Annotated in this window: 22 protein-coding genes; 18 read left to right on the forward strand and 4 right to left on the reverse strand. The window is 53.2% G+C overall.

The features are described from left to right. Window positions 1-66 precede the first annotated feature (66 nt). The 7 genes from MKY86_RS13710 (at window position 67) to MKY86_RS13740 (ending at window position 7,010) form a co-directional block, all read left to right on the forward strand. On the forward strand, window positions 67-1,254 hold the full coding sequence (locus MKY86_RS13710; RefSeq protein WP_340827813.1) for a metallophosphoesterase: 1,188 nt from the start codon (window positions 67-69) through the stop codon (window positions 1,252-1,254). Between the two features lie 172 nt (window positions 1,255-1,426). Then, window positions 1,427-1,873, forward strand: a complete 447-nt coding sequence (locus tag MKY86_RS13715; RefSeq protein ID WP_076077986.1) for a MarR family winged helix-turn-helix transcriptional regulator — start codon at window positions 1,427-1,429, stop codon at window positions 1,871-1,873. 123 nt (window positions 1,874-1,996) lie between these two features. Further along, on the forward strand, window positions 1,997-2,818 hold the full coding sequence (locus tag MKY86_RS13720) for an SDR family oxidoreductase (protein WP_076078187.1): 822 nt from the start codon (window positions 1,997-1,999) through the stop codon (window positions 2,816-2,818). Window positions 2,819-2,856: 38 nt separating this feature from the next. Then, window positions 2,857-3,534, forward strand: coding sequence for a response regulator transcription factor (locus MKY86_RS13725; RefSeq protein WP_340827002.1), 678 nt, complete (start codon window positions 2,857-2,859; stop codon window positions 3,532-3,534). Then, window positions 3,531-4,922 carry a sensor histidine kinase gene (locus MKY86_RS13730; protein WP_076077991.1) on the forward strand — a complete coding sequence of 464 codons (1,392 nt, stop codon included), beginning with the start codon at window positions 3,531-3,533 and terminating at the stop codon, window positions 4,920-4,922. Before MKY86_RS13725 ends, MKY86_RS13730 begins: the two co-directional genes overlap by 4 nt. Window positions 4,923-5,199: 277 nt before the next feature. Further along, window positions 5,200-6,324 carry an ABC transporter permease gene (locus MKY86_RS13735; RefSeq protein WP_076077994.1) on the forward strand — a complete coding sequence of 375 codons (1,125 nt, stop codon included), beginning with the start codon at window positions 5,200-5,202 and terminating at the stop codon, window positions 6,322-6,324. Further along, window positions 6,321-7,010 carry an ABC transporter ATP-binding protein gene (locus MKY86_RS13740; RefSeq protein WP_076077996.1) on the forward strand — a complete coding sequence of 230 codons (690 nt, stop codon included), beginning with the start codon at window positions 6,321-6,323 and terminating at the stop codon, window positions 7,008-7,010. Before MKY86_RS13735 ends, MKY86_RS13740 begins: the two co-directional genes overlap by 4 nt. 66 nt (window positions 7,011-7,076) lie before the next feature. Here the strand turns inward: MKY86_RS13740 and MKY86_RS13745 are convergent, their stop codons facing one another. Together MKY86_RS13745 and MKY86_RS13750 are read right to left on the reverse strand one after the other, a co-directional pair. Further along, window positions 7,077-7,931 carry an SDR family oxidoreductase gene (locus tag MKY86_RS13745; RefSeq protein ID WP_076077999.1) on the reverse strand — a complete coding sequence of 285 codons (855 nt, stop codon included), beginning with the start codon at window positions 7,929-7,931 and terminating at the stop codon, window positions 7,077-7,079. Between the two features lie 48 nt (window positions 7,932-7,979). After that, window positions 7,980-8,672, reverse strand: coding sequence for a GntR family transcriptional regulator (locus MKY86_RS13750; RefSeq protein WP_076078002.1), 693 nt, complete (start codon window positions 8,670-8,672; stop codon window positions 7,980-7,982). A 155-nt stretch (window positions 8,673-8,827) separates the two neighbouring features. Here MKY86_RS13750 and uxaC point away from each other — a divergent pair, with 155 nt between their 5' ends. Next, window positions 8,828-10,237: a glucuronate isomerase gene (gene uxaC / locus MKY86_RS13755; RefSeq protein ID WP_076078004.1), complete on the forward strand. Its 1,410-nt coding sequence runs from the start codon at window positions 8,828-8,830 to the stop codon at window positions 10,235-10,237. Between the two features lie 216 nt (window positions 10,238-10,453). Beyond that, a complete protein-coding gene (locus MKY86_RS13760; protein ID WP_340827007.1) occupies window positions 10,454-10,702 on the forward strand; it encodes a hypothetical protein in 249 nt (82 codons plus the stop codon). Between the two features lie 48 nt (window positions 10,703-10,750). Here MKY86_RS13760 and MKY86_RS13765 read toward each other — a convergent pair whose 3' ends face one another. Then, window positions 10,751-11,590 (reverse strand): AraC family transcriptional regulator, encoded by an 840-nt coding sequence (locus MKY86_RS13765; RefSeq protein ID WP_339256504.1) that lies wholly within the window; start codon window positions 11,588-11,590, stop codon window positions 10,751-10,753. Window positions 11,591-11,749: 159 nt separating this feature from the next. On the opposite strand from MKY86_RS13765, the gene MKY86_RS13770 reads away from it, so the two are divergent. The 4 genes from MKY86_RS13770 to MKY86_RS13785 are packed head-to-tail and all read left to right on the forward strand — an operon-like array spanning window position 11,750 to window position 15,883. Beyond that, a complete protein-coding gene (locus MKY86_RS13770) occupies window positions 11,750-12,913 on the forward strand; it encodes a Gfo/Idh/MocA family protein (RefSeq protein ID WP_076078007.1) in 1,164 nt (387 codons plus the stop codon). Window positions 12,914-12,966: 53 nt separating this feature from the next. Then, window positions 12,967-13,743, forward strand: a complete 777-nt coding sequence (locus tag MKY86_RS13775; protein ID WP_076078010.1) for a sugar phosphate isomerase/epimerase family protein — start codon at window positions 12,967-12,969, stop codon at window positions 13,741-13,743. Beyond that, complete coding sequence (locus MKY86_RS13780; RefSeq protein WP_076078013.1) at window positions 13,740-14,828, forward strand: Gfo/Idh/MocA family protein; 1,089 nt, start codon at window positions 13,740-13,742, stop codon at window positions 14,826-14,828. The genes MKY86_RS13775 and MKY86_RS13780 overlap by 4 nt, the downstream gene beginning before the upstream one ends. A 38-nt stretch (window positions 14,829-14,866) precedes the next feature. After that, window positions 14,867-15,883: a Gfo/Idh/MocA family protein gene (locus MKY86_RS13785; protein WP_076078016.1), complete on the forward strand. Its 1,017-nt coding sequence runs from the start codon at window positions 14,867-14,869 to the stop codon at window positions 15,881-15,883. Window positions 15,884-15,965: 82 nt separating this feature from the next. Here the strand turns inward: MKY86_RS13785 and MKY86_RS13790 are convergent, their stop codons facing one another. After that, window positions 15,966-16,526 carry a TetR/AcrR family transcriptional regulator gene (locus MKY86_RS13790; protein ID WP_340827010.1) on the reverse strand — a complete coding sequence of 187 codons (561 nt, stop codon included), beginning with the start codon at window positions 16,524-16,526 and terminating at the stop codon, window positions 15,966-15,968. Window positions 16,527-16,884: 358 nt separating this feature from the next. Here MKY86_RS13790 and msrA point away from each other — a divergent pair, with 358 nt between their 5' ends. The 5 genes from msrA to MKY86_RS13815 all read left to right on the forward strand — a co-directional run bounded on the left by msrA (window position 16,885) and on the right by MKY86_RS13815 (window position 23,070). Beyond that, entirely contained in the window at window positions 16,885-17,400 is a 516-nt protein-coding gene (gene msrA, locus MKY86_RS13795) for a peptide-methionine (S)-S-oxide reductase MsrA (protein WP_076078192.1), read from the forward strand. A 353-nt stretch (window positions 17,401-17,753) separates the two neighbouring features. Next, entirely contained in the window at window positions 17,754-19,124 is a 1,371-nt protein-coding gene (locus MKY86_RS13800; RefSeq protein WP_076078022.1) for a glycoside hydrolase family 64 protein, read from the forward strand. Window positions 19,125-19,295: 171 nt separating this feature from the next. Next, window positions 19,296-20,015, forward strand: coding sequence for an HAD family hydrolase (locus MKY86_RS13805; protein WP_340827011.1), 720 nt, complete (start codon window positions 19,296-19,298; stop codon window positions 20,013-20,015). Between the two features lie 484 nt (window positions 20,016-20,499). Then, window positions 20,500-22,413: a threonine--tRNA ligase gene (gene thrS / locus MKY86_RS13810; RefSeq protein ID WP_076078029.1), complete on the forward strand. Its 1,914-nt coding sequence runs from the start codon at window positions 20,500-20,502 to the stop codon at window positions 22,411-22,413. A gap of 60 nt (window positions 22,414-22,473) precedes the next feature. Beyond that, complete coding sequence (locus tag MKY86_RS13815) at window positions 22,474-23,070, forward strand: GNAT family N-acetyltransferase (RefSeq protein ID WP_076078038.1); 597 nt, start codon at window positions 22,474-22,476, stop codon at window positions 23,068-23,070. Window positions 23,071-23,111: the final 41 nt, after the last annotated feature.

Below are 23,111 nucleotides of genomic sequence, written 5' to 3' on the forward strand. Positions count from 1 at the left end.
TTGTGTTATGATTTGAAGTAGATCGTATAGAAACTTACTTTAAGGGAGTGGAATGAAGTGAAAAACATGCGGATGCTGGCCGGGGCTGCGGTCATGGTGCTGGTGCTTGGACTGGTGAATGTCTACATTGGATGGCATCTGTCCGTATTGCTCCAGGCATGGCTGCCGGGGATGAATACTGCTGCGTACTGGACTATCTTTCTTGTCATTTCCTTCTCTTATATGATTGGCCGGGTGCCGCTGCCGCAGGCGCTGAGACCGGTAGGCAGGTTGTTCAAGGTGATTGGCTCTTATTATCTGGCTTGTATGGAGTTCGCCGTGATCATGCTGCCGCTGACCGATCTGCTCTATGGTGTGCTGGTGCTTGCAGGCGTAGGACTCTCCGCATTCGTAACGGAAGCCGGGACTACAGTGCTGGTATTGCTCGCAATCTTCCTGATCTGGGGATCGCGGAATGCCTGGAGTACTGTGGTGCGGACCCACCGGCTTAAGGTGGCAAAATCCATCGGAACCAGCGTTCCGCTGACGGTAGCAGTAGCCTCCGACCTCCATCTGGGCAACATTGTCGGCAACCGCCATCTGCGCAGAATGGTCAGGGAGATGAACGCGATGAACCCGGATATCATTCTGCTGGCCGGGGATGTGCTGGATGACAGCATTGAGCCTTTTCTCCGTAATGGGATGGAGCAGCAGCTGAAGCAGCTCAAGGCACGTTATGGAGTCTACGCCGTGCTGGGGAATCACGAATACTACGGCGGCTCGATTGCGCAGTATACGGAGGTTATGCGGAGTGTCGGCATTCAGGTGTTACAGGATGAAGTGGTGGAGACGTCGGGAGTCTACGTGGTCGGGCGCAAAGACAAGACTGCCGAGCACATGGAGGGTGGACGGCTCAGCGTGGAGACTCTTCTACATGGAGTGGACCGCAGCAAGCCGATCCTGATGATGGATCATCAGCCGACTGGCTTCGGGATCGCTTCAGAGGCTGGAGTGGATGTGCTGCTGTCAGGACATACCCACCGGGGGCAGATTGCACCGAATCACTGGATTACCCGGCGCCTGTTCGAACTGGATTGGGGCTATCTGCTCAAAAACAAGCTGCATGTCATTGTCTCGTCCGGCTACGGAACCTGGGGACCGCCGATCCGGCTGGCCAGCCGCTCAGAGCTGATTAGGCTGGAACTTGTGCTGGATGGCAGCATGAGCTTTGGTGCAGACAAGGTGTCACCTGCGGCTAAGCCTGTTTTGATCTAACGGAAACCTGCATGTGGCAGGATTGAACCCTCTACCTTCCTTAGGGAGGATAGGGGTTTTTTTGTCGGGTTATGGAGGAGTTATTCATTTTCTTTTGACATTCCTGCCGGGATCCGCTAATCTATCTGTAGAAATGGTTAAGCTATTAACTAAATGGAGTTGACGACTGCTAATGGATGATTTACAAAAGGTTGTGCTTGAGCTGCCGCTTGAAAATGAGGTTTTTTTCGCCTTGGTGGGAGCGACTGCCGGCACTGTGGCCGTCTCCGAGAAATACTGGCAGGCGCAGGGTCTGAACGGGGCAAGAATCCGCGTACTGGTCGAGATTGCAAAGCACGGGGGATCGATCCTGCCCTCGCTGCTTGCTGAGCGAATCGCGGTAACCAAAGCCAATATCAGCCTGCTGCTGACTCCGCTGGAGAAGGACGGCTATATTACGCGGGCGGCTCACGCACAGGATGGCCGTAAGACAGTCATTTCGCTGACCGGAGCAGGTAAGCGACTCCTGATGGAACAGCTGCCGGGGAACCGGGAAGCAGTTGCGGCGGTAATGAACCGGCTGGATGAGCCGGAGCTGCAGCTGCTGCTGGAGCTGCTGAATAAGCTGAGTAGAGGATAGAAGGTGTGGAATGTTCCGCATGCCGGGAGGCTGCCCGCAGACAGAGATTATATAAAGCAGCTGGAATATGCCGGTGGATATGTGAAGAAATCTGATTCCAATAAGGAAAGGGTGTTATCGCCTATGACGACAATATTGATTACGGGAGCAAACGGGCAACTGGGAAGTCTGATTCTGGAGAATCTGCGTAGCCGCATCCCTGTAGGGCAAATCATTGCCGGAGTAAGAAGTGTGGAGCAAGCTTCTCTTATCCGGGAGCAGGGAATTGAAGTCCGCAAGGTGGATTATGATCTGCCGGAAACACTGAATGAAGCTTTTCGCGGGATTTCCCGGCTCCTGCTGATCTCCAGCTCGCATACGGATGATGATGTTCGTCTGTCCCAGCATAAGCGGGTGATTGATGCGGCCAAACGAAGCGGTGTGAGGCATATCCTATATACTGGTTTTGCATTCTCAGGGCGGAGAACAGATCAGAGCAAGCCGGATAATGTGCATACATTGACGGAACAGGCGATTATAGAGTCCGGGCTGGAATACACCTTTTTGCGCAATGCTCTTTATATTGATTTCGTAGGGGTGCTGGGGCTGAAGGAAGCCCTCTCCAGCGGAGAGCTGGTGACGGCACCGGGAGAATGGAAGTTTAACTCGGCTAGCCGCCGTGACCTTGCATTGGCTGCTGCTGCTGCTGTATTTGGCGAAGGGGGAGCAGGCAACCGTATCTATGAATTGACCGCTCCGCAGACCTGGGATTTTGGCGATCTGGCTGAGGTTCTGACAGAGGTTGCCGGGAAGCCGGTGGTGCACCGCCAGGATGACGGAGTTCAGCACTGGATCTATGCTTTTATGAGCAAGCTGGATACGGCTTCCACCTCCGGGGATTTGGAGCGGCTTATGGGCAGACCGGTCACCCCGCTGAGGGACAGCATTCTGCCTTTTATAGTATGATGACATTGATCAGGCAAGCCGGAGGGAGCGTATGTAAGTTGAAAAAGATACTGGTAGCTGACGACGATGTTCATATCCGCACACTGCTGCGGCATGTTCTTACCAGAGAAGGATATCAAGCGATAGAAGCCGGAGACGGGCTGGAAGCGGCGGCACGCATGAAGGAGCAGACGGTCGATCTGGCGGTGGTAGATGTGATGATGCCGCATATGGACGGATTGGAGCTGTGTGCATACATAAGGGAGAACTATGATATTCCCGTCATTCTGCTGACGGCCCGTCAGCAGCTCAGCGATAAGGAGCAGGGGTATCTGCACGGGACGGATGATTATGTGACCAAGCCTTTTGAACCGGAGGAGCTGATCTTTCGCATCAAGGCCTTGTTCCGCCGTTATTCCATCGCTTCAGATGACCGGATTCGTCTGAATTCGCTGGTGATCGACCGTAAGAATTACGAGATCAGTGACGGGACGGAAGTGCTGCTGCTGCCGGTGAAAGAGTTCGAGCTGCTGGCCCAGCTGGCCCAATATCCGGGGCGCCTGTTCACGCGTGGTGAGCTGATTGAGCTGGTCTGGGGAGCGGACTACGAAGGGGATGAGCGGACGGTGGATGTGCATATCAAGCGACTGCGTCAGCGGTTCAGTGAATACCAGAATGATTTTGTCATCCGCACGGTCCGGGGAATTGGCTACAAAGTGGACATGGTGAACGCATGAGATCGCTCTATGTACGGATGAGTATTATCTTCTGCTCGGTGATTATGATCAGCAGCGTGCTGGGATTTCTGGTCTCCAACCTGTATTACCAATCTCAGGTCAAGCCGAAGAATGACGCCAAGCTGACCCGGATGGCCATAGGTTTGCAGCAGTTCATCGAGGACCACCCGGATGCGGTGGAAGAGTATCTTCTGAGTACGGCTTCCTTGGGGTACAAAATGTATCTGGTCAATGCCGATGGAGAGGAACGCTTCTACGGCCTGCCTTTCCGCAAAAATGACCTCAAGGACGAGGCGCTCCGCAAAGTGCTGGACGGGGAGATCTACCATGGGGTGGGGAATTTCCCCGGCCAGCTGTTCGTGACAGGGTTCTTCGATAACCAGCTCAGCAATTCCATTGGGGTGCCGGTCCATATTAACGGAGAGACCTATGCCTTGTTCATGCGTCCGGATGCTCAGGTGCAGTTCGGGGAGCTGCGGATCTTTTTTGTCGTGATTATTGCGGTTATCATTCTGCTAAGCCTGTGGTTCATGCTGATTACGGTATTTCATGTGGTGCGGCCGATTACCCGGCTGACCGAGGCCACGCTCAAAATCTCAAAGGGGCGCTATGACATCAAGCTCTACACCGCCCGCCGCGACGAGATCGGCCAACTGGCTTCCCACTTCATGACGATGAGCCGCGAGCTGGAACGTACGAACCGGGCAAGACAGGAGTTTGTCGCCAATGTGTCGCATGAGATTGAGTCGCCATTAACCTCTATTCAGGGCTTTGCGCATGCGCTCCAGGACAGTACTCTACCGGAAGCACAGCGCCAAGAGTATCTGTCAATTATCGGGGACGAGAGCCGGCGGTTATCTATGCTCAGCACGCAGCTGCTCACCTTGTCCTCGCTGGATTATGACGAGCATGCCCTGCAGAAAAGAAGCTTCGATCTGCGCGCCCAGCTGCGGCAGGTGATTCAGATTATGGAGTGGCATCTTACGGAGAAGGAACTGGCAGTACGGATGCATGCCGGAGATATCACGCTTACGGGCGATTCCAATCTGCTCTATCAGGTGTGGATGAATCTGGTGACAAATGCGGTCAAATACACCCCGGCGGGCGGGACCCTCAGTATCGCAGCACATGTGGAGGGCCAACAATGTATTGTAACGGTGACCGACAACGGTGCGGGCATTCCGGCAGAGCAGCTGCCGATGATCTTCGACCGGTTCTACAAGGTGGATCAGTCGCGATCCCGTGAGCCAGGCAGTAGCGGGCTGGGGCTGGCTATTGCCCAAAAGATCGTCCAGGCGCATGGCGGAACCATCGAGGTTACGAGCACAGTAGGGGAGGGAACTACGTTCACTGTCACTCTGCCCTGCGACCCTAACGATATAGATTGATCTAAATATTTAGAGTTAAAGGAAAAGTGGCGGAGGGGAATTTTGGAACTGGAGGAGCGGTAGCGACCGCCTTTGTATTTGAATTTCTACCGCGAAGAGCGGTTCAATTAGGAAATTCAAATACAACAGCGGCCGGAAGTCCAAAACTTCTCTGGAGTCACGGCATTCCCAAAACATAATACCGTTTAGTTCAATCTATATAGTGTAATTCTTTATTCATACTCCGTTCATCTTCACTCTCTAAACTGTGGATATACAGATTAGAAGGAGTGGTTATATGTTCTTGGCAATTCGGGAGATGAGGCACTCCAAAGCACGCTACAGTCTCATTATGGTGATTATGCTGCTGGTCTCGTTCCTGGTGCTGTTCGTCACCGGCCTGGCTAGAGGTCTTGCTTATGCCAACATTTCGGCGCTGAAAAATATGCCCGCCAATTACTTTGCCGTGCAGAGCGATGCGGATCATACCTTCAGGCGTTCACAGTTAACGGATACGGAGCTTGCGGCTGCCCGGTCAGTAGCCGGAGAGGCGAACGCGACTCCGCTGGGGGTACAGACCAGTACAATTACAGCTGCCGGTGCGGAGGTTAAGGCGGATATTACTTTTTTTGCCGTAGATATGACGGGAATGTTGGCTCCGAGGGTCATAGAAGGCGCAGGATTCACCAATGAGGTTCAAGGCAGCGCGGTTGCAGACTCCAAGCTGGAACAGTCAGGCGTTACAATTGGCAGTACGATCCGTGATCAGGCTTCCGGCATGAGCTGGACGGTTACCGGCTTCGTGAAGGACAGCTCCTACAGCCATACTCCGGTGGTCTATATCAACCAGCTGGACTGGCAGGCGATGAAGCAAGGAACGGTTCAGGGAAGCGGAGGTTCAGGCAATGCCAATGCCCCGTACAATGTGATCGCGCTGGATGTAACGGCGGCTCAAGCTGGGCAGATTGCAGATCAGCTACAGTCCGTAGAGGTAATTACGCAAAAGCAGGCGATCTCCAGTGTTCCCGGTTACTCCGCCGAGCAGAATTCGCTGCTGATGATGATTGTGTTCCTGTTCGTGATTGCCGCAGTAGTTCTTGCTGTATTCTTCTATGTCATTACGATCCAGAAGACCAGCCAATTCGGTATCCTGAAGGCGATGGGGACCAAGATGTCCTATCTGGCCTGGAGTGTAATCGGTCAAGTGATGCTGCTGTCTGTCGCCAGTCTGGTGCTGGGCATATTGCTTACGCTTGGGATGAATATGGGCCTGCCCGACACGATGCCGTTTGAGCTGGACGGACAGACGATGGCGATGACCAGTCTGCTGTTCATAGGGATGTCCCTGCTGGGCTCATTAATTTCGGTAGCAAGAGTAGCTAAGGTGGATGCCTTGGAAGCGATAGGGAGGACTGGAGCATGAGTGCGAAATTAGTGATGAAGCAGGTAACCAAGACTTACGGGGATGGGGACGGGGCGATGACCGTACTGAACCATCTGGATCTTACGGTGAACGAAGGCGAATTCATAGCAGTACTGGGGCCATCCGGCTCCGGGAAAAGCACGTTTCTCTCCGCAGCCGGTGCGCTGCTTACGCCCACCAGCGGAGAGATTCTCCTCGACGGCGAATCGCTGCGTGATAAGGACAAGGGGGCACTGACGGAGCTAAGGCTAAAAAAAATCGGCTTCATGTTCCAAAGTGCGCAGCTGCTGCCGTTCCTGAAGGTAGAGGAGCAGCTGCTCTATGTAGCGAAGCTGGCTAAGCTCAGCCCGAAGGAAGCGAAGGTGCGTGCCGCCTATCTGCTGAAGCGTCTGGAGATCTGGGAACGCCGCAACCATTACCCCGAACAGCTGTCCGGGGGCGAGAAGCAGCGGGTGGCGATTGCCCGGGCTTGGATGAACAAGCCGGCCATTCTGTTCGCCGATGAACCAACGGCCAGCCTGGATTACAGCCGTGGCCGGGAAGTGGTACGGATGATCGCCGACGAGGTGCGGAGCGAAGGCAAGGCTGCTGTAATGGTTACTCATGACGAACGAATGCTGGACTGGTGCGACCGGGTGCTGCATCTGGAGGAAGGCGTGCTGGTTGAAGCGCATAGCCTTAATTAATTGGAACTGAACCCTGGGGACGGGGTTCAGTTTTTTGGAATGCCGGTTTCCCGCTGCAGAATGCCTTCACACGCCCGAGTAGGCCATAAACCCGCCGTCTACGGGAATGGTTACCCCGGTTACGAACCCGGACATGCGCTCATCGGCCAGCCAGAGTAAGGTGCCGAGCAGATCCTCCGGTGTGCCGAAGCGGCGCATCGGGGTCTGGGAGATGATTTTGAGCGAACGTTCGGTTAGTTCACCGTTCGGGTTCTTCAGCAGCTGTTCATTCTGTGCAGTGACGAAGAAGCCGGGGGCGATGGCATTCACCCGTATGCCGGACTCTGCCAGATGAACCGCAAGCCACTGTGTGAAGTTGTTGATGCCTGCCTTGGCCGCGCTGTAAGCCGGAACCTTGGTGAGTGGCGATGCGGCGCTCATGGAGGAGATGTTGATCACCGCTGCTCCGGGGCGTCCGAGCATCTGCTTGGCGAAGATTTGAGTTGGAATTAATGTTCCGGTCAGATTGAGGTCGAGAACCGTGCGGAAGCCGCTCACGGACAGATCGAAGAAGGAGACGACATCGGGATTCTCCAGGTCTCCCGGTTCTAAGGTCTCCTTGGTGGTGATCGCCGAAGACTGATTGCCACCGGCTCCATTGATCAACAAGTCGCAGGGACCCCACTGCTTGTGGATCTCATCCGCTGCCTGCCGGACACTCCCGGCATCCATAACATCGCAGGCCAAGGCCAGGGACTGGCCGCCGCCGGAAGTGATCTGTGCAGCCAGAGCTGCCCCTTTGGCCTCCGTACGGTTCAGGATGGCGACCTTCACGCCTTGCCGGGCCAATTCCAGCGCCATAGCGCTGCAGAGGGCTCCGGCTCCTCCGGTAATTACAGCGGTCTTGCCTGCCAGTGCAGGCTGTAATGCCAACTCGGACATAGTGATCCAACCCTTCTTGGTGAAAGTATGATCTTGCGTCAGGTTATATCAGTCTGCGGATCTTTGCTTATAATATTGCGGATATTTCTCCATCAGCATCTCCTGATCGGCGATCGTCAGGGCCATATGCTCCTGCATAAGCTGATCCCCTTGCTGAATATTATGCTGCTCAATGGCTTCATATAGACCATAATGCTGCCGGTACAGATGCTCCCAGTTGTGATCTGCCGTGAGCTTGAGCATCCGGCTGCGGTTCAGGTGAACCTTGATCTGCTGGATGACCTCCCAGGTATTCTTTTTATTGCAGCCCATAAAAATCACATGATGGAACTCTTCGTCCAGCATGAACATTTCTTTATAGTCCTGATCCTCGATGCAGAGCTTCTGCTTGTCCAGATTAGCCTTCAGATCGATAAGATTCCTGGCCTGGAAGGCGCTGCACGCTTCCCGGATGACTGCCCGCTCCAGATGCTCGCGCATGAAGCGGGCTTCTTCCACGAGCTCGGAATCAATCAAGGAGACCACCGTTCCCCGCTGGGGGTATACAGCAAGCAGGCCCTCCTGGGCCAGACGGACAAAGGCCTCACGGACCGGAGTGCGGCTGACACTGAACTTCAGCGAAATCTCCTTCTCCGAAATCCCGGTTCCGGGCGGCAGCTCCAGCAGCAGAATCTGATTCTTCAGTGAACGATACACGATGTCCCTTGTGGAGAGTGCTTGTGTACCGATAGTATATTCCATCGTGTAACCCTCCTGTTATCGATTAATGTAAGCACTACCATACTACCATACAAGTATGGTAGTATGGTAGTGCGAATGGGCATAAGCTCCTGCTGTCCGCTTAAGGACGGTATCCGTGGCCCACCAATATCACAGACGAGAGGCTGGAGAACAATATGAGTACCTCATCTTTTATTCATGACGACTGGCTGCTGTTAAGTCCAAGTGCACAGAGATTGTATCACGATTATGCCGCCGCAATGCCGATTTACGATTTCCACAGTCATCTGAATCCGCAGGAGATCAGCAGTAACCGCAGGTTCCGCAATATCGCAGATCTCGCCTTATCCGGGGATCATTACAAGTGGCGGGCACTCCGCTGGCTGGGCGTTGACGAACAGCTAATTACCGGGAATGCGCCGGACAAAGACAAATTCATGGTCTGGGCGCGTTCCCTGCCTGAGATGGTGGGCAATCCGCTCTACCACTGGACTCATCTGGAGTTGAAGCGCTACTTCGGGATCGACGAGCTGCTCTCCGGGGAGACTGCGGAGAGTGTGTGGGAACGCTGCAATGAGCAGCTTCAGGGAGATGAACTGACTACGCAGGGGATTCTCAAAAAACTCAATGTCGATGTGGTCTGCACAACGGATGATCCCATTGATTCACTGGAGCATCATATTCAGATTAAGAAGGATCATGCACTTGAGACGGTGGTTGCTCCGACCTTCAGACCGGACCGGGTGCTGAATATCCGTGATGAAGGGTTCACCGGATACGTAGGTCTGCTTGGTGAGGCGAGCGGTCTTGAAATCCACGATTACTCCGGATTCCTCCAGGCTGTGACGGCGCGGATCGATTATTTCCATCAGCATGGCTGCCGGCTGTCGGATCAGGCCTTCGGTGAGCTGCCGCATGCCCAGTCTACAGAGCATGAAGCGGCCTACATCTTCGCCCGGGCCTTCAAAGGGGAAGAGATCAGCCCGCAGGAAGAGCAGAAGTTCCAAAGCCATACGCTGATCAAATTAGGCAGGCTCTATCATGAGCGGGGCTGGAGCATGCAACTGCATATCGGAGCGCTGCGCAACAACAACGCACGGATGTTTAGTAGAATCGGCAAGGACAGCGGCTTCGATTCAATTCTGGATTTCAATATGGCCCGCAGTCTTAACGCGCTGCTGAATGAGCTGGATGCCAGCGGACAGCTGCCGAAGACCATCGTCTATACGCTGAACCCTTCGCAATATGAGATGATCGCCACCGCAATCGGTAACTTCCAGGGCGATGGCATCAAGGGCAAGGTGCAGATGGGCTCCGGCTGGTGGTTCCATGATCAGAAGGAGGGTATGCTGCAACAATTGAAGGCGCTATCCAGCATCGGGCTGATCAGTCCTTTTGTCGGTATGCTGACCGACTCCAGAAGCTTCCTGTCCTTCACGCGTCATGAATACTTCCGGCGCATTCTCTGCAACCTGTTCGGCACGTGGATGGAAGAGGGGGACCTGCCGCGAGATTATGCCTTAATCGGCCGGACAATTGAGAATATATGCTACAACAATGCGGATGCGTATTTCGGGATCAAGTAGAGCGCAGGAGCGCGGCATACCATCCATCGATTGACACAGCGTTAAAAAATCAGCAGGTCTCTTAGAGAGGCGTGCTGATTTTTTAATTGTTCAGGAATAATGTCGTTCAACGCACAACACCAACATAAAAATGAGCAGCGTGCCTAAAACAGAATGTCGTCTGTTCATTCATTTAACATATTTTAACAGGAGGCGAATGCTGTTGGACCGGGTGGGTTGCGTAAGCCGAATGTAATCGAAAAACCGATTACAATTGGACTGTGGGCTCCGCGTAAGCCGAATGTAATCGAAAAACCGATTACAATTGGACTGTGGGCTCCGCGTAAGCCGAATGTAATCGAAAAACCGATCACAATTGGACTCTGGGCGCCGCGTAGGCCGAATGTAATCGAAAAACCGATTACAATTGGCCGTTACAGCGGAATATGGACCAATGCAGCATACATTGTGTTCGCGCGAAGGTAAGCTTATCCATCCGTTAGGATGATTATGTTCTGATAATTCCGGTGCATTCTACCGCGTACTGCTCCGGTAAGCAGACGGGGATACGCCGGTTGACTTCTTGAACACCTTGGAGAAGTGGGCCAGCTCCATGCCGACCTGCTCGGCGATACTGGAGATGCTGAAATCGGTGTAGGAGAGCTGCCTCTTCGCGAGCTCCATCCGTTTCAGCTGGACGTACTGCATCGGCGGAACGCCGATGAATTTCTTGAAGTAGGGAATGAAATAGTTCGGGTGCAGATGGACCCGCTCTGCCAGCTCCTCGACCGTCAGCGGCCGCATTAACCGTTGATCGATGTAGCCCAGCACATTCGCCAGCTTGCCCTGGTCGCTCGTATGTGTCAGATCGTCAAGGAAATTGCTATAGCCCCCCGATTCCAGACAGAGGGACAGCAGCGTAAGCAGCGCGGCCTGCGTCCGCAGGGTAGCGAGGAAGCCGGTATCCTGGAACCATTCAATCATCTCCGCGAACATCGTCCTAGTAGCCTCCGGATCAGGCACATCACAGATGTAGAGCTTATTCGCCGAATGAAACAGCGGCCATTCCCCAATCTGCGCATCGAAGTGGCAATAGTAGCGTGTATAAGGATCATCACGTGAAGTATCCGTGGTCTGGGTAGAGCCTGCGGGCATAATCATCAGCTGTCCGGGTCTCGGATAGTACGCCACTCCGTTGATAATCACCTTGCCTTCGCCGGAATCAATGTAGTAGAGCCGGTTGAAGGCAGGGGTCTCATTCGTCCGGTTCCATCCCGGATATCTGCTGGTTAATTGGGCATGGGTAACGGTAACCGTCAGGTTGTGCAGCAGGCGTCCGGTCAAATTACCATTGCCTTTCGCAGTCATATTCATATCAGGGCTCCTTCAAATAAGGCTATAAAGCTATTATAACGCTTCCATTTATCCAATACATCTTATTATTATACAAATATACCTTAATTACAGTCATGGCCTCCACCGGCAAATAGGGTTATCCTCATAACATAAACTGTTTCAGGAAGGGAATGGGAGATGGATAAGGTACGTTATGGAATTATTGGCGTAGGGGGTATGGGGCGGACCCATGCACAGAGTCTGCTGAGTGATATTAAGGGGGCCGAGCTAACGGCCGTCTGCGACATCAGCCCTGAGCGGCTGGAATGGGCAGAGGAGCATTTGCCGGATCATGTGCAGCGCTTTCTGTCGCCGGAGGAGCTGTTCAAGTCCGGGATCATTGATGCGGTGATGATTGCCACCCCGCATTATGATCATCCGCCGCTGGCGATTGAAGCGCTGGGCTACGGGCTGCATGTTCTGATCGAGAAGCCTGCCGGTGTCTATACGAAGGCAGTACAGCAGATGAATGACGCCGCAGCGAAGTCTGACCGCAAATTCGGCATTATGTATAACCAGCGGACGAATCCGCTCTATCAGAAGCTGAGAGAATTGATTCAGTCCGGGGAGCTGGGAGAGATCCGGCGCACGAATTGGATTATCACCAATTGGTACCGCTCTCAGAGCTACTATGATTCCGGCGGCTGGCGGGCGACCTGGGGCGGGGAAGGCGGCGGAGTGCTGCTGAACCAGGACCCGCACCAGCTTGATCTCTGGCAGTGGACTACCGGAATGATGCCTAAGCGGGTACGCGCTTTTTGCCAGTTTGGGAAGTACCGGAATATTGAAGTTGAGGATGATGTGACCGCTTATGTGGAGTATGAGAATGGCGCAACCGGGCTGTTCATCACGACTACAGGGGAAGCGCCGGGGACGAACCGGTTCGAGATTACAGGCGACAACGGTAAAATCGTCATCGAAGACGGCACGCTGACCTTCTTCCGCCTTCGCACCCCTGAGCCGAAGTTCAATGCGGAATATACCGGGGGCTTCGGAGCGCCGGAATGCTGGAAATGCGAGATTCCGGTGGACTCCGGGAATGGAGAGCAGCATAAGGGGATTCTGCGTAACTTCACCAATGCGATTCTGCATGATGAGCCGCTATTGGCTCCGGGGGAAGAGGGCATTCACGGGCTGACCCTGTCCAATGCCATGTATCTGTCTGCGTGGACCGACAACTGGGTGGACCTGCCGATCGACAGCGAGCTGTTCTATGAGAAGCTGATGGAGCAGGTGGAGAATTCGACTTTTCAGAAAGCTCCGGTCAGCCAGAAAGCCCTTGATGTATCGGGTACCCACTAGATTAACTTTACTCTCTTACGCCAATTAAACTTATCTAGGAGTGGATGAATACAATGAACCGTTCAACGATTGCCGCCCAAATGTATACCCTGCGTGAATATACCCAGACGCCGGAAGCCTTGCGGGAGAGCTTGCGGAAGGTGAGCAGCATCGGGTACCAGGCTGTGCAGATCTCCGGGATCGGTCCCATGGACCCTAAGTTGGTGAAGGAATATGCGGATGAATTTAATCTGAAAATATGTGCGACACATGTTCCCTGGGACCGGCTGGTGAATGATCTGGATGCGCTCGCAGCAGAGCATAAGCTGTGGGACTGCAAATACATCGGTCTTGGCTCGCTGCCTGCGGAATATCAGACCAGCCAGGAGGGCTACCGCACCTTCGCCAAGCTGGCTTCCGGCATTGCACGGACACTTAAGGAAGAGTATGGCCTGCAATTCGTTTATCATAATCATGATTTTGAATTTGAACGTTTTGACGGTCTGACCGGTATGGATGTGCTGCTGCAGGACAGTGATCCGGAGGTCTTCGGGTTCGAGCTGGATCTGTACTGGGTTCAGGCGGGGGGCGGAGATCCTGTAGAGTGGATTCACAAGGTGGAAGGCAGAATGCAGGCCGTGCATTTCAAGGATATGACTATTCTGAACCGTAAGGCTGTGTTTGCCGAGATCGGCGAAGGCAATATGAACTATGGAGCGATTATTGATGCCTGCCGCAAGACGGGGGTGGAATGGCATATCGTGGAGCAGGATGTGTGCCAGCGTGATCCGTTCGAGAGCCTGGAGATCAGCCTCCGGCATCTGCATTCCAGATTGGAGGTGCAAGCATGAGCCGCAAGGATGGAATGATGTATGCCCCGGTACATGAGGCGAAGCCTGTGGTGGGACCGGGTGAATTCGTAATCGCCGCGCTGGCGCTGGATCATGGGCATATCTACGGGATGTGCAACGGGCTGGTGGAGGCGGGTGCCGAGCTGAAGTGGGTATACGATCCAGATCCCGAGAAGGTAAAAGCATTCCTGAACAAGTATCCCGGCGTCAAAGCCGCACGCTCTGCTGAAGAGATTCTTGAAGATCCTGAGGTCCGGCTCGTAGCAGCGGCGGCCGTTCCTTCGGAGCGCGGTCCGCTCGGTCTGCGGGTGATGGCACACGGGAAGGATTATTTCACGGACAAATCTCCGTTCACTTCTCTGGACCAGCTCGCGGCAGCACGCCTTCAAGTGGAGCAGACGGGGCGGAAATACATGACGTATTACAGTGAGAGACTGCATGTAGAGAGCGCTGTCTATGCCGGTCAGCTGGTGCAGCAGGGGGCGATTGGCCGTGTGCTTCAGGTGATGGGACTGGGGCCGCACCGGTTAAATGCACCCAGCCGGCCGGAATGGTTCTTCCAGCGTGACAAATACGGCGGCATTCTCTGTGACATCGGCAGCCACCAGATTGAACAGTTCCTCTTCTATGCAGGCTGCCGCGATGCCAAGGTACTTCACAGCAAGGTCGCCAACTACAACAATCCGGCTTACCCGGAGCTGGAGGATTACGGGGATGCTACGCTGGTTGGGGATAACGGGGCTACGCAGTATTTTCGCGTGGACTGGTTCACTCCGGCTGGGCTCGGAACCTGGGGCGATGGCCGGACGATCATTCTCGGCACGGAAGGCTATATTGAACTGCGCAAATACAGCGATATCGGCCGCTCCAGCACACCGGACCATGTCTACTGGGTAGACGGCGAGGGCGAGCATTATGAGCATGTGGCCGGGAAGATCGGGTTCCCGTTCTTCGGTGAGCTGATTCTGGACTGCCTGGAACGGACGGAGAAGGCGATGACGCAGGAACATGCGTTCAAGGCGGCTGAGCTGTGTCTGGAGGCGCAGCGGCAAGCGGTGAATCTGACCCCGGATACGCTCAAATAGTTGCATTACAGCTATCAGAAGATCGGAAGGTGGTTAAGATGAATTCCAATGGAGCAGCGATTATCGGCTGCGGGGCGATTGCCCCGCTGCATGCCAGAGCCATTGCTTCCACCCGGAATACGCGGCTGGTAGCCGTGGTGGACAGTGATCCTGTTCAGGCGGCGCAGTCCGCTCAGGATTACGAATGTGAAGGCCTGACGGATTACAGGGAGCTGCTGGAGCGTGCAGATATCGGCATCGTCCATCTCTGCACGCCGCATCATCTGCATGCCGGAATGGCGGTGGAGCTGCTGAAGGCGGGCAAGCATGTGTTAACCGAGAAGCCCATGGCGCTGGATGTGCCTTCGGCCCGCTTGATGCAGGAGGCGGCGGAGCAGGCTCCGGGACAGCTGGGTGTAGTATTCCAGAACCGCTATAATGAACCTTCAGTGAGGATCAGACAAGTAATCGATTCCGGCAGCCTGGGTAACCTCCTCTGCATGAAGGGATTAGTAACATGGACCCGGACTGAGGAGTACTACACGAACAGTCCATGGAGAGGCCGCTGGGCTACGGAAGGCGGAGGGGTATTGATCAATCAGGCTATCCATACCCTGGATCTGCTGCAATGGTTCGGCGGTGACATCGCTTCCGTGAAAGGCAGTGTAAGCACCGATGTGCTGAACAATGTTATTGAGGTCGAGGACAGTGCACATGCGTGTATCGACTTCAAAAACAAGGCGCGGGGGCTCTTCTACGGAACCAATGCATATCAGGCCAATTCGCCGGTGGAGCTGGAGCTGGTCTTCGAGCAAGGGACCCTGCAGCAGCGCCGGGACAGCCTGTATCTGTGGAAGGATGGTCAGGAGACGCTGCTCTGTGAGCCGCAGAGCATCAGCAGCGGCGGAAAATCGTACTGGGGCACCGGGCACTCACGGTTAATTCATGACTTCTACGCCCACATCCGTGAAGGCCGCAGGTTCTGGATTGACGGTGCTGAGGGCATCAAAGCGCTCACGCTGATTGCAGAGATCTACAAGTCCTCGGGCAGCCGGAATCTGGTCCCTCAGGTCTAGCATTCATCAACCGGCTGATGCCGGAATAGGCTGTCTCTTATGCAGAGCTCTGCTTAAGGGATGGCCTTATTCGTGTTAGCCGCTACAGCTTAATCGCAAGCCAGCAGGCTTCAATGGACTGCTGAATCTGCTGCTCGTTAAGGGGATATTTTCCGTCCAAGTAGCCTTTGATGACAGCAATTAATATCCCGTAGATCAGCTGATAGCACAGACAAACATTCATTTCCCGGATGATTCCCTGCCGCTGTCCTTCTTCAATGATGGCGAATATCTCTAAGGTTGAGGGAGCCGGCGTGTTCCGCAAGTCCTCGGAAATATAGGGCGAGGAGCAATAGTTCTCTGTGAAATCAACCTCTTTGGGGTATTGAAGCGAATAGTTAGCCGTATTCTTCAGAAGGCTCTTCACACGCTCATAGATGGTTAAGCCGGGGTCATAGCCATTCATGACGAACTCATTTTTATGTATGCGGACTTTATAGTACAACTCATTGACCAGCTGCTCCTTGTTCTCGAAATAATGGTAGAATGTGCTGGAGCCTACATTGGCCCTCTTGAATATTTTGGCGAAAGTAACAGATTGTAAGCCTTCTTCAGTAATCAAATCAAGGGTTGCCTGAAGAATATCATCGCGTTTACCCATCATTACACCTCGTTACGGAAAAATCATTCTATAAAATAGTACAACTCCTGCAAGGAATTGTCAATTAAAAGAATATGTATTCTACTCTCAAGTATCAAAAAGATAGATTTTGTGGTGAAACAGACAATAAGAAAGCTATTTATTAGTCATTATTCTGCAAAAAGGAATTTCCATTCCGAACATACTTGAAGTTTAATTATTCTCTTTCTGAACTATAAATAGAATAAACATTCTATTCATTAAGTTATCTAAGGGCAATCAGGTCTAGCGATCAAATTGACTTTCAGGTCATTAGGCTTTATCTTCAGTACAGGGTTTAACAAGAGTCAGCAGATGAGAGACAGGGAGTGGGAGTATGGCTATGGAACAGGCAATGTTTGCCGGAGGCTGCTTCTGGTGCATGGTTACGCCGTTCGAAGAGCTTCCCGGAATTCACGGGATTGTATCGGGATACGCCGGAGGAACGGTAGAGAACCCTACTTATGAGCAGGTGAAGACCGGTACAACTGGTCACTATGAGGTGGTTCAGATCACTTATGACCCTGAATTATTCCCTTACGAGCGGCTGCTGGAGCTGTTCTGGCCGCAGATTGACCCGACGGATGACGGCGGACAGTTTCAGGACCGGGGAACGCAGTACCGCACGGCGGTATTCTATTATACGGAAGAGCAGCGGCTGGCTGCACTGGCTTCCCGGGAGCAGGTGGCAGTCAGCGGCAGATTCGAGCTTCCGGTGGTGACGGAGATTCTGCCTGCGCCGGTATTCTATCCGGCAGAAGACTATCATCAGGACTATCATAAGAAGAATCCGAAGCATTATAAAGAGGACCGTGAGCAATCCGGACGGGATACCTTTATTTCGCAGCACTGGGAATAGTGAATACGAGAGGGAAGCCTACAAAAGCCTTTAATGACCAGGCATCTGGGAATTAAGGGCTTTTTGCTATTTTTGCAGCATCCTGCGGGTTAAGCTATAGATCATTATACCAAAAACCAAAATATGGGAACCTAAATCCGAAATTCCGTGCCTACTCAATTGCCGATTGTGCAACTATAATCATATTTGTAAACGGATACAAGCATTGGTAATTCTGGTTCTGATGCAGGCGGGAAGAGAGAGGAGGGAACAGGGGATAGAATAAGCAGCTTAGCGAAATACAGAATGCTCTATAGCTCCTGTAGTTGAAGGGAAGTACTGCAATGCCAATATTATTCAGGAGGAATCTAAGAATGTCCAAAAAATGGCTAATGACGATGCTTGCGTTCGTGCTTCTGCTCTCTTGCCTGCCTTTGTTCAATTCCAAAGCAGCCGCAGCTGATTATACCCAAGGGGTAGATCTGTCGGGAACCTCAGCTACCATCTGGTTCAAATCTACGGTCAGTACCAGCTGGACCGATGTGCATTACAAGGTGAACTCGGGAACCCAGCTAAACTACCGAATGACTTATAACAACGGTAAATCGCGTTATGAGCAGGTGGTTACAGGCGTCGCCAGCGGCACAGCACTCTCGTACTTCTTCACCTACAACAATGGGACTCCGGCTTATGATACCGGCTGGTTCAACTACACTGCGGGAACCGCGCCCACTGCAGCGCCGACTACTCCGCCTTCCGGATCTTCCGGTTCCATCTATTCTATCGCTGCCTCTTCTATTCCGACACCGCCGGGAGGCTCCGTGTCTGTCAAAGTCATGAACGGAACGGGAGGCGCTTACCCCGATAACCAGGTCTATTGGGGCGTCATCGGCATCAATCCGGCTAACGGCAAATGGAGTTATCTGGATCTTAGCGGCAATCTCATTCCGATCTCGAATGCGCTGAATAATGCTTCCGGCCATCTGACCAAGAACGGGGTCAACTATGCCAATATTTATCATACGGTTAGCCAGACCAACTGGGTAACGCTGCCCAAAATCACCTCCGGCCGCATGTTCCTAAGTGTTGGCACGCCGTTGTATATTAAGACCTATGACGATGGCTTTGCCGGACCGGATATCGATAATCCAACCGATCCTAACCGTAATCTCTATTTCGACTTCGTTGAATTCACGGTGGATGCTACAGGCTACCATGGAAATACGACCCGTGTAGATGCCTTCGGCTTCCCGGTCCAGCACCGGCTGGTAGGCTTGTCCGGCGGTTATGACAAGACGGTTGGCGAGCTGGAATCGGAGACACGGGCCGGCATTTTCACCAAATACCAGAATGAAGTTCCGTCCGCCTTCAAATCGCTGGCAACCGATCAGGCGCCTTACCGTATTATTGCTCCAGTCCATGGATCATTCAAAGCCGGTGGAGCCAATGCGAATTACTTCGCAGGGTATTCCAGCTATAGCACCCAGGATATTCTGCGCAATGACGGTTCGCTAATCGATGCCGCCACTTCCGCTGCGATCAACCGCCATGTCTACACCACTAGCAACTGGAACAACGTAGCGAATTATTACAATGCGGCTCCTGCGAACTTTTATGCGAAATTCTGGCATGATCACAGCATCAGCGGCTTGGCTTATGGCTTCCCGTATGACGATGTTAACGGCCAGGCAGCCTATCTGGAAGTCGGTGACCCTAAGGGCCTGATTATCCGCGTGGGCTGGTAAGTATGGAGCCGATGGCTTCCTGCAGCGCAGCTTCCTCAATCATCAGCAAATGAGAGCTATCGCATATAGAGCCGGTCCTGAATATAAGCAGGCAACCGGCTCTTTCACATGTCTATTCAATCCAAAAAGACTAAAAAGGCTAATCTATAGAAAATAAACAGGAAGAAAGGTATGATAGATAGCAATTGCACACGAAGGGAGCATCCGGGAGAGATGAAGGACAGCTTGAAGCACATCTTATTTGATCTGGACGGCACATTGACTGACCCCAAGGAAGGCATTACCAAAAGCGTGGAGTATGCGCTTAACCAATTCAGCATCGAGGTGGAGCATCCTGACTTGCTGATTCCATACATAGGTCCGCCGCTATATGATTCGTTTATCGAAATTCAGGGCTTCACGGCGGAGGCAGCGGCACAGGCTGTGGAGTTCTACCGGGAGCGTTACCGGACGCTGGGGATGTTCGAGAATCATGTGATAGCAGGCATTCCAGAGCTGCTGGAGAGCTTGAGGGTCAAGGGGTTCGAGCTGTATGTGGCGACCTCCAAGCCTATTGTATTCGCTGAGCAGATTCTGCGCCATTATGAGCTGGACGGGTTCTTCAAGTATGCGGCAGGCAGCAATCTGGACGGGACACGCTCGAAGAAGCGCGAGGTGATTCAGCATGTACTGGACGAGAACGATCTTGTTGCTGCGCAGTCGCTGATGATCGGGGACCGGGAGCATGACATTATTGGGGCAAAAGCCTGCGGCGTAGCCTCTGTGGGCGTGTTGTTCGGCTATGGTTCCGAGGAGGAATTATCGACGGCCGGAGCGGATTTTATTGCGCATACGGTGGAAGAAGTAGGGGATATTATTCTGCGGTTGCAGCGGACTGAGCTTAACGGATAAGGCCCACGGGTGAGGGATTAAGGGAGTAAAGGATTAAATAATTTAGCGGTCAAGGGGGAAGCGGATTTTAAGTTTTTTTCTGCGCGGTATTGACTTCTGACGAAGACCGTGCGTATTATGTAACCAGCAACACCATAACCAAGGCAATGACCAGAGACAGGATATCCCGTGAGGACTGACCAGAGAGAGAAGTGCAAGGTGAGAGCTTCTTACAGAGACCAGCCGGATGTTACCCCTCTATAGCCGTGACACTGAACCCTCCTGCTGTTAGCGAGGCTGTAAATGCCACCGACCCATCCCCGTTAACGGATGCCATGAGGATTGTACTGATCACGTTTCCGCCGAACAGCCGGGGGTGAAGTGACGTATAGTCGAATTAGGGTGGAACCACGAGCTTAAGACGCACTCGTCCCTTTCCGGGATGAGATGCGTTTTTTTGTGTTCACATATACGAATATACACTGAAGAAATGGAGGCCATAATCATGGAGATTCAAGTGCAGCTGCCGGATGGAGCAAATAGGAGGTATTCGCGTAACACCACAATTGCGCAGATTGCGGAGTCGATTAGCGTAAGTCTAAGGAAGAATGCAGTAGCCGGCAAAATCGATGGCAGACTCGTTGACCTTGATTGTCCGGTTGAAGGGGACAGCCTCGTGGAGATTGTGTTAGCAGACAGCAGCGACGGGCTGATGATTCACAGACACAGTACAGCCCACGTGATGGCCCAGGCAATCAAACGGATCTATGGAGAACGGAACGTGAAGCTGGGCATTGGTCCGGTGATCGAGGACGGCTTCTATTACGATATAGATATTGAACAGCCACTGTCCAGCGAGGATCTTGCTGCGATTGAGCGGGAGATGGGGAAGATCATCAAAGAGAACCTGCCGATTCGGCGCCGGGTGGTCAGCCGGGCGGAAGCGGTGAAGTATTTTGAACAGCTGGAAGAGCCGCTGAAGTTGGAGCTGCTCCGGGATCTGCCGGAGGACGCGGTCATCAGCCTGTATGAGCAAGGCGAATTCACGGACCTGTGCCGGGGGCCGCATCTGCCCTCCACTGGCCGGATTAAGGCGTTCAAGCTGCTTAGTGTAGCGGGGGCCTACTGGCGCGGGGATGCTGACAATCAGGTGCTTCAGCGGATATACGGCACATCCTTCCTGAGCACAGCCCTACTTGAGGAGCATCTGCATCTGCTGGAGGAAGCGAAGAAACGGGATCACCGCAAGCTGGGCAAGGAGCTGGAATTGTTCATGTTCTCCGAGGAAGCGCCGGGCATGCCGTTCTACCTGGCCAAAGGGATGCTGATCCGCACAGCGCTGGAGGATTTCTCCCGCAAGCTGCAGCGTGCCGACGGGTACGAAGAGGTCCGCTCACCGCTGATGATGAACCGTCGTCTGTGGGAGCAATCCGGACATTGGGATCATTACAAGGATGAGATGTATTTCACGAAGGTGGATGAGACAGACTTTGCGCTGAAGCCGATGAACTGTCCCGGACACATGCTGATCTACAAGAACAGCCGCCGTTCCTACCGGGATCTGCCGATCCGCATTGCGGAATACGGGCAGGTTCACCGCCATGAATCCTCCGGTGCGCTGAACGGAATGATGCGGGTCCGTACCTTTTGCCAGGATGACGCCCATTTGTTCGTGTTCCCGGAGCAGATTGAATCCGAGATTACTCGGGTGCTGGAGCTGATTGACCAGTTCTATTCCATCTTCGGATTCGAGTACAAGGTCGAGCTGTCTACACGCCCGGAAGACTATATGGGTTCCGAAGAGCTCTGGGATCAGGCGGAAGAGTCGCTGGAGCGGGTGCTGAAGAAGAATGGGATCGAATACCGGGTGAATGAAGGAGATGGCGCTTTTTACGGACCGAAGATTGATTTCCATGTCCTCGATGCCCTGAAGCGGAGCTGGCAATGCGGTACGATTCAACTGGATTTCCAGATGCCTGAGAAGTTCGACCTGACTTACATTGGCGAAGATAACAACAAGCATCGTCCGGTTGTCATCCATCGTGCGGTGTTCGGCTCCATTGACCGGTTCATGGGTATTCTTACAGAGCACTATAGCGGAGCGTTCCCGCTGTGGCTGTCTCCGGTGCAGGTCAAGCTGCTGCCAGTCTCTGTGGTTCATGACGAGTATGCCGAGCAGGTCAGAAGACAGCTGGCAACAGCCGGACTGCGGGTGGAGGTAGATTCCCGGAATGAGAAGCTGGGCTACAGAATCCGTGAAGCGCAGCTGGAGAAAATCCCTTATATGCTGGTGCTGGGAGATCAGGAGCAGAATGACGGAACAATCTCGGTACGAAGCCGTGCGGAGAACACATTATTCACACTGAGCGCCCAGGAGTTCATTCAGCAATTGACAGCTAAGATTGACGGTTGGGAATAAATCGCTTCATATATAATAGGTGAAAAGTATAACAGGTAAAAAGATATAGGGGGAAGTCAGTTGACAGTAATAGAAGCAGGCCAGCTTGCAGGCAACGTAATCCGGCTTGTGCCTTTGGCAGAGGAGCATAAGCTTGAGCTTAAGAAGCTGCTGCACAATCCGCTGATCTGGGAGTACACCTGGAGGCAGATCAGCTCAGAGGAAGAGGCAGGACAACTGGTGGATACGGCTCTGGCGAATGGGGCGGTGGGCAAGGAAATCCCTTATGTGATGGTGGAGCAGGCATCCGGCCGGATCGTAGGGACTACGCGGTTGATGCATCTGGACCGTACGCATCGTAATGCAGAGATTGGCTGCACCTGGATCACACCGGAATATTGGAGAACTGCGGTGAACACTGAGTCGAAGCTGCTTTTGCTGCAATATGCTTTCGAGGTGCTGGGGCTAATCCGGGTGGACTTCTCCATTGTCAGTCACAATTTGCGCTCCCAGCGGGCCATTGAGCGGATTGGAGCGGTCCGGGAAGGCGTCCTGCGCAAGCATCGTATTACCGCTCACGGGGCTGTTATGGATAATGTACTGTACAGTATTATCGATGAAGAATGGCCTGTGGTGAAGAAGAATCTGCAATATCTGGTGAATGAGAAATACAAATAGCGCTTTAACATAGAGGGGTCCCTGCGCGGGCTCCTCTATTT

This window comes from Paenibacillus sp. FSL R7-0333 (assembly GCF_038000365.1).
GTDB lineage: Bacteria > Bacillota > Bacilli > Paenibacillales > Paenibacillaceae > Paenibacillus_AQ > Paenibacillus_AQ silagei.